A 7,010-nucleotide genomic window follows, 5' to 3' on the forward strand; every position below is an offset into this window, starting at 1 on the left:
ATGCGGTACTCGACCACGATCGCTTCCACCACCCTTTCACTAATCAAGTAGTGAAAGGGTGGTGCAAAGAAGGGGGCGGTGTCAACCGCCCCCGGGGTCACAGCTGTTACGGCGTGGGGTTCACGACTCCGTGCGGTACATCAGGTCCACCTCGTGCGTGACGAAGCCCAGCCGCTCGTACACCGTCACCGCCGCCGTGTTGTCCGCGTCCACGTACAGCATCGCCGTCGGCAGCCCCTGCGCCGCCAGATGCCGCAGGCCGGTCGCGGTGAGCGCCTTGCCGAGGCCGCCGCCCTGGGCGTCGGGCAGGATGCCGACGACGTACACCTCGCCGAGCTGCTCCTCGGCGTGGGTCTTCGTCCAGTGGAATCCGACGAGCCTGCCGTCCTTCTCGGCGAGGAAGAAGCCCTTCGGGTCGAACCAGGGCTCCGCGATCCGGTCGTCCAGGTCCCGCTGGACGAGCGAGCCCTGCTCGGGGTGGTGCGCGAAGGCCGCGGAGTTGACGGCCAGCCAGGCCGCGTCGTCCTGGCCGGGGACGAAGGTGCGGACGGTGACCCCCTCGGGGAACACCGGCTCCGGGATGTCGAGCGGGGTCAGGGAGCGGCGGAGCTGGCGTAGTTCGCGGAAGAGCGTCAGGCCGAGGACCTGGGCGAGGTGCCGGGCGGCGGACTTCCCGCCGTGCGCCCAGACGCGCAGCCGCTTGCCGGAGGCGGTGAGCAGGGCGGTGCCGAGCGCCCGGCCGTGGCCGCGGCCGCGATGGGAGGGGTGGACCACGAGTTCGGCGGCCGGGGCCTCGATGGGGTCGGTCTCCTCCAGCTGGGCGTAGCCGTAGAGGCGGGTGCCGACGGTGAGGAGGAAGTGCCGCACGCCCTCACGGCCGCCGTGCCGCAGGTAGAGCCGGCCCTGCTCGGAGACGGCGTGCACGCCGTCGGCCTGGTCCGCGGCCTCCAGCAGGTCCAGTACGTCCTGGATCTGCTCGGGCGTGAGCTCGTCGTAGGTGTGGATCTGCCGTCCGGGTTCGAGGGCCGGCGCCGCGTCGGAAGTCATGGACCCGAGCCTACGGTGATGCGCCGCCGCCCCGGGGAAAGGCGACGGCAACTGTCTCGTAACCCGCTACCCCCTGTTGCGCTACGCGCGTTGACTCTAGGCTTCGCTGGCACGTCAGCAGTCGAGAGGCGCCCCCGCAGCGGGGCGCGGGGAATAGGGGAGCGATGGCAGCGACACGGAAGAAGAAGAGGACGGCACGGCGGATACTCGCCGTGGGCGCGGGGTTCGCCACCGTCGGCGCGCTGGTCGCCGCGCTGCCCGCGGGCGCCTCGCAGGACACGCAGGCCCAGCACGGCTCGAACGGCAAGGGCTGGGGCCGCATGGTCGACGTACAGCTCCTGTCCTTCAACGACCTCCACGGCAACCTGGAGCCGCCGACCGGCTCCTCGGGCCGGCTCACGCGCCTCAAGGAGGACGGAACGACCGAGCTCGTCCCGAACGTCGGCGGCGCCGAGTACCTCGCCACGCATCTGCGGCAGGGCCGTGAGGGCCACCGGTACTCCATCACGGCCGCCGCGGGCGACATGATCGGCGCCTCGCCGCTGCTCTCCGGGCTGTTCCACGACGAGCCGACCATCGAGGCGCTGAACAAGCTGAAGCTCGACGTGAGCTCGGTCGGCAACCACGAGTTCGACGAGGGCGCCCGCGAGCTGAGCCGCATCCAGAACGGCGGCTGTCACCCGACCGAGGGCTGCTTCGAGGAGGGCAAGCGCTTCAAGGGAGCGAAGTTCCCGTACCTCACGGCCAACGTGACGGACGAGAAGAGCGGCAAGCCGCTGCTCGACCCGTACTTCATCTGGGAGCGTGACGGGGTCAAGATCGGCTTCATCGGCGTGACCCTGGAGGGCACGGCCAACATCGTCTCCGCCGAGGGCATCAAGGGCCTGAAGTTCGGCGACGAGGTCGAGACGATCAACAAGTACGCCAAGGTGCTGGAGCGCAAGGGCGTGAAGTCGATCGTCGCGCTGCTCCACGAGGGCGGTCTGCCCGCCTCGGGCGCGTACAACTACGACTGCGACACCCCGGGCGCCGGCGCCGGCATCTCCGGCCCGATCGTGGACATCGCCAAGAACGTCACCCCGCAGGTCGACGCCCTGGTCACCGGCCACACGCACCAGGCGTACGCGTGCTCGATCCCGGACCCGTCGGGCAAGCCGCGCACGGTCACGTCGGCGGCCTCCTTCGGCAGGCTCTACACCGACACGACGCTCACCTACGACCGTCGTACGAAGGACATCGTCCGCACCGCCGTCTCCTCCGCCAACCACGTCGTCACCCGTGACGTGGAGCCGGCCGGTGACATCAGCAAGCTGATCAAGCGCTGGAGCGCCCTGGCCGCGCCGATCGCGAACCGTCCCGTCGGCCACATCGCCGAGAGCATCGAGAACCCCATCGAAGCGATCGAGAAGCCGCTGGGCAATCTCATCGCAGACGCGCAGCTGGCGGGCATGGCCCCGGCCGACAAGGGCGGCGCCCAGCTCGCGCTGATGAACCCGGGCGGCGTCCGCGCGCCGCTGACCAAGGGCGCGGACAGCGTGGTGACCTACGGCCAGGCGTACACCGTCCAGCCGTTCACCAACATGATGACGGTGGTCGACCTGACCGGTGCCCAGCTCGTCACCGCGCTCCAGCAGCAGGTCAGCGGCGCCAACCTGGCGTCGCCGAAGATCCTCCAGGTGTCGAAGAACTTCGCCTACACCCTGGACATGACGAAGACGGGCGCCGACCGGATCGTGGTCGACTCGGTGCGGCTGAACGGCGAGCCCATCGACCCGTCGAAGAGCTACCGGGTTGCGATGAACGAGTTCCTCACGGGCGGCGGCGACGGCTTCCCGGTCCTGGCCACCGGTGCGAACAAGCTCGTCGGCGCCTCGGACCTCGACGTCTTCATCGCCTACCTGACGGCCAACTCGTCGGCCGCCGAGCCGCTCCGGGCCCCGGCGACCGGCCGCATCACGGTCGTCAAGTAGTCCTCTGAGGGCTCCGGTCCTCGAAGAAGGGGGCTGTCCCGCGCCGGTCCGGCGCAGGGCGGCCCCCTTTTCGGCAGGCGGTCCGCACCCTGGCGAATGTTGACGCGGACCTGTCATTATCCGGTCCATGGAGCGACGACGCTTTCTCACCGGGGCCCTCGGGGCCGGAGCCGTACTGCTCGCCGGGGCACCCGGGGCGCGGGCAGCGGCCGTGGACACACGCACATGGCTGGGAGCTCACCCGGACGGGACCCCGCTCGTACGGCTCACCATCCCCGGCACCCACGACTCCGGCGCCCGCTTCGGCGGCCCCTGGTCCGAGTGCCAGAACACCACCATCGCGCAGCAGCTCGCCTTCGGAATCAGGTTCCTCGACGTACGCTGCCGGGTCACCGGCGGCTCCTTCGCCATCCACCACGGCGCCTCGTACCAGAACATGATGTTCGGCGACGTCCTCGTCGCCTGCCGCGACTTCCTGGCCGCCCACCCCTCCGAGACCGTCCTGATGAGGGTCAAGCAGGAGTACTCCTCGGACTCCGACGCCACCTTCGGCGCCGTCTTCACCGACTACCTCGACAACCGCGGCTGGCGCTCGCTGTTCCGCGTCGGCGACACCGTCCCCTCCCTGGGCGAGGCCCGCGGCAAGGTCGTCCTCATCGCCGACAACGGCGGCCTGCCCGGCCTCAAGTGGTGGGACGGCGGGGCCATCGCGCTCCAGGACGACTGGAACGCCCTGCCGAACGCCAAGTACCCCAAGATCGAGGCCCACTACCGCAAGGCCGTCGAGCAGCCCGGCAAGCTGTACATCAACTTCGTCAGCACGTCCGCGTCCCTGCCGCCCCGGTGGAACTCCGACAACCTCAACCCCCGGGTCCACGGCTTCCTGGACGGCACCGCCAACACCTGGAAGGGCCTCGGCATCACCGTCCTGGACTACCCGAACACCCGCTCAGGCCTCGTCGAGTCCCTCATCCGCCACAACTGACGGCGGCGGGGTGGGCGCCCCCGGCAAACGCACCGTCGCCACGGTGCCGCCGCCCTCCGCGGGGGTCAGGGCGATCGTGCCGCCCGCGTGGTGGACCGTGCGGGCCACGATCGAGAGGCCCAGGCCCGATCCCGGAAGACTGCGGGCCGACGGGGAGCGCCAGAACCGGTCGAAGACGTGCGGGAGCTCGTCCGGGGCGATGCCGGGGCCCTGGTCGCGGACGGCCAGTTCGCCGCGCATCAGGGTCACCTCGACGGTCCCCCGGGGCGGCGAGAACTTCACCGCGTTGTCCAGGACGTTCACCAGGGCCCGCTCCAGGCCGGCCGGTTCCGCCCGTACGTACCAGGGCGCCAGGTCGGTCACGAAGGTCAGCTCGGGGCCGCGCAGCCGCGCCCGGTCCAGGGCCGCCCGCAGGATCGTGTGGAGCGGGACCACTTCGCGGGGGCCCTGCTGCGCCGCGTCCGGCCGGGCCAGCTCCTGGAGGTCGCCGATCAGCGCCGCCAGCTCCGTCATCTGCGCCTTCACCGAGGCCATCAGGGCCCGCCGGTCGTCCGGCGGGATCGCCCGGCCGGTCTCCTCGCTGCGCGCGAGGAGCTCGACGTTCGTACGGAGCGAGGTCAGCGGCGTACGGAGCTCGTGTCCGGCGTCCGCGATCAGCTGCGCCTGCCGGTCCCTGGACGTCGCGAGCGCCGCCGTCATCGCGTTGAACGAGCGCGAGAGACGGGCGATCTCGTCCTCGCCCTCGACCGGGATCCGCACGGTCAGGTCCTCGGTCGCCGCCACGTGCTCGACCGCCCCGGTCAGCCGGTTCACCGGCTCAAGGCCGGTCCGCGCCACCCACAGGCCGGCCGCGCCCGCGCCGACGACGCCGATCCCGGAGACCAGGAGCAGCACCCAGCGCAGGGTGGACATCGAGCGGTCGATCTCGTCCAGCGGACGGGCGACCGAGACCGCGACCGGCTGGTCGGCGATCGACACGGGGTACGAGTAGACCCGCATCTCCGTGCCGTTCTCGGCGTTCGTGGTGTGCAGCGCGAACGGCTGCTCGCCCCGCGCGACCGCGAGGTCTCCGGCCCGGGCGGGGATCGGGGAGGTGCCGAGCGTGCAGAGCTCGCCGGTGACGGTGACGATCTGCAGGGTCTGCGCGGGCCCGGCCACCGGGCGGTTCTGAGCCCCCGGGGCGCAGGAGCCGAGCAGCCTCCGCGCCTGCTCGTCCGTGAGCCGGGTGTTGCGCAGCGAGGAGTCCAGCTCCGCCTCCAGCTGCGCCCGCGTCACGAACCAGCAGGCCAGCGACACCGCCGCCACCGCCACGGCGACCGCCGTCGCCGTCAGGAGCGCCAGCCGGGACCGCAGCGGCCGCGAGCGGAACCAGGCGAGGGGACTTCTCACTCCCCGCCTCCTCCGCGCAGCGCGTATCCCACGCCCCGCACCGTGTGCACGAGGCGCGGCTCGCCGCCCGCCTCCGTCTTGCGCCGCAGGTACATCACGTACACGTCCAGTGAGTTCGAGCTCGGTTCGAAGTCGAAGCCCCATACGGCCTTGAGGATCTGCTCCCGGGTCAGCACCTGGCGCGGGTGCGCCAGGAACATCTCCAGGAGCGTGAACTCCGTCCGCGTCAGCTCCACCGTCCGCCCGCCCCGGGTCACCTCGCGCGTGGCGAGGTCCATCCGCAGGTCCTCGAAGGACAGCACATCGGCGTCGGCGGGGCCGGGGGCCGTGGCGGAGGCGTACGAGCTGCGCCGCAGCAGCGCCCTGATCCGGGCGAACAGCTCGTCCAGCTCGAAGGGCTTCACGAGGTAGTCGTCGGCGCCCGCGTCGAGTCCGGTGACCCGGTCGCCGACCGTGTCGCGCGCGGTGAGCATCAGGATCGGCACGGTCGAGCCGGCCGCCCTGATCCGGCGGGCCGCCGTCAGCCCGTCCATGCGGGGCATCTGGACGTCGAGGACGACGAGATCGGGGGCGTACGACTCCATCCGGCCGAGCGCGTCGAGTCCGTCCACGGCGTCCTGCGTCCCGTACCCCTCGAAGGCGAGGCTGCGGCGCAGGGCCTCCCGTACGGCGGGCTCGTCGTCGACGATGAGGATGCGTTCGGGCTCGTGTCGCTGGGCGGTCATGGGCTCAGCGTCGCATGTCGCCCGGTCGCCGGTCAGCTGTCGCCGCCCGCGCGCAGGCGCTCCAGGTCGGCCTTCACGGTGTCGACCGGGATGGCGAATCCGAGACCGACGCTGCCGGCCGTCGAACCGTTCGAAGAACTGGGCGAATACATGGCGGAATTGATTCCGATGATCTCCCCGTTCATATTGATCAACGCGCCGCCGGAATTCCCCGGATTGAGCGAGGCGTCGGTCTGCAGCGCCTTGTACGTGGTCTTCGACGAACCGGTGTCGCCGTTGAACTGCTGTCCGCCGAACTCGAACGGCCAGCCCTGCCGCGGGTCGTACTGCTGCCGACCCTGCTGGTCCTGGCTGTCGCCGCCGTCGTCCTTCGCGACGGTCACGTCCCGGTCGAGCGCGGAGACGATGCCGCTGGTGACGGTCCCGGTCAGGCCCTCGGGGGAGCCGATGGCGACGACCTGGTCGCCGACCCGCACCCTGGACGAGTCGCCGAGGGTGGCGGCCTTGAGGCCGGAGGCACCCTGGAGCTTGATGAGGGCGAGGTCCTTGTCGGGGTCGGTGCCGACGACCTCGGCCTCGTAGGACTTGCCGTTGCTGAGCTGCACGGTGATCTCGGACGCGCCGGAGATCACGTGGTTGTTGGTGACGATCTCGCCGTCGGAGGTGATGATCACGCCGGAGCCGGTGGACTTGCCGGAGCCGGAGCTCGCGGAGATCTCGACGATCGAGGGGGAGACGGCCTCGGCGACGCCGGCGACCGTGCCCGTGCTGCTCGCGGCGACGTTGGTGCCGTTCACCGTCGAGGAGGCGGCGACGGGGGTGTCCGAGCCCACCTGCTGGACCAGCGTCGCCGTACCGCCCCCGATCGCGGCGGCCGCGATCGGGGGCGGTACG

At 71.2% G+C, this 7,010-nt stretch carries 6 protein-coding genes; 2 read left to right on the plus strand and 4 right to left on the minus strand.

Features of this window, described 5'->3' with window-relative positions; all coding sequences use genetic code 11:
* Nucleotides 1-120: 120 nt before the first annotated feature.
* Nucleotides 121-1,047 (minus strand): mycothiol synthase, encoded by a 927-nt coding sequence (gene mshD / locus AOK00_RS21005; RefSeq protein WP_055601838.1) that lies wholly within the window; start codon nt 1,045-1,047, stop codon nt 121-123.
* 164 nt (nt 1,048-1,211) lie between these two features.
* Here mshD and AOK00_RS21010 point away from each other — a divergent pair, with 164 nt between their 5' ends.
* Complete coding sequence (locus AOK00_RS21010; protein ID WP_055601839.1) at nt 1,212-3,017, plus strand: bifunctional metallophosphatase/5'-nucleotidase; 1,806 nt, start codon at nt 1,212-1,214, stop codon at nt 3,015-3,017.
* Nucleotides 3,018-3,144: 127 nt separating this feature from the next.
* Complete coding sequence (locus AOK00_RS21015; RefSeq protein WP_055601840.1) at nt 3,145-4,002, plus strand: phosphatidylinositol-specific phospholipase C; 858 nt, start codon at nt 3,145-3,147, stop codon at nt 4,000-4,002.
* Here AOK00_RS21015 and AOK00_RS21020 read toward each other — a convergent pair.
* The 3 genes from AOK00_RS21020 to AOK00_RS21030 form a co-directional block, all read right to left on the minus strand.
* Nucleotides 3,967-5,391 (minus strand): sensor histidine kinase, encoded by a 1,425-nt coding sequence (locus AOK00_RS21020; RefSeq protein ID WP_055601841.1) that lies wholly within the window; start codon nt 5,389-5,391, stop codon nt 3,967-3,969. The two genes, AOK00_RS21015 and AOK00_RS21020, sit on opposite strands and share 36 nt — an antisense overlap.
* Nucleotides 5,388-6,116: a response regulator transcription factor gene (locus AOK00_RS21025; protein WP_055601842.1), complete on the minus strand. Its 729-nt coding sequence runs from the start codon at nt 6,114-6,116 to the stop codon at nt 5,388-5,390. The genes AOK00_RS21020 and AOK00_RS21025 overlap by 4 nt, the downstream gene beginning before the upstream one ends.
* A gap of 32 nt (nt 6,117-6,148) precedes the next feature.
* On the minus strand, nt 6,149-7,010 hold an 862-nt coding region (locus tag AOK00_RS21030), incomplete at its 5' end, for a S1C family serine protease (protein WP_055601843.1).

The organism is Streptomyces aureus (assembly GCF_001418135.1).
In the GTDB taxonomy this organism is placed as follows: Bacteria; Actinomycetota; Actinomycetes; order Streptomycetales; family Streptomycetaceae; genus Streptomyces; species Streptomyces aureus_A.

Bases quoted from the DNA above. Each gene is read 5' to 3' on its own strand.
- mshD (WP_055601838.1), bottom strand. From the start codon at position 1,047: ATGACTTCCGACGCGGCGCCGGCCCTCGAACCCGGACGGCAGATCCAC.
- AOK00_RS21015 (WP_055601840.1), top strand. From the start codon at position 3,145: ATGGAGCGACGACGCTTTCTCACCGGGGCCCTCGGGGCCGGAGCCGTA.
- AOK00_RS21010 (WP_055601839.1), top strand. From the start codon at position 1,212: ATGGCAGCGACACGGAAGAAGAAGAGGACGGCACGGCGGATACTCGCC.
- AOK00_RS21025 (WP_055601842.1), bottom strand. From the start codon at position 6,116: ATGACCGCCCAGCGACACGAGCCCGAACGCATCCTCATCGTCGACGAC.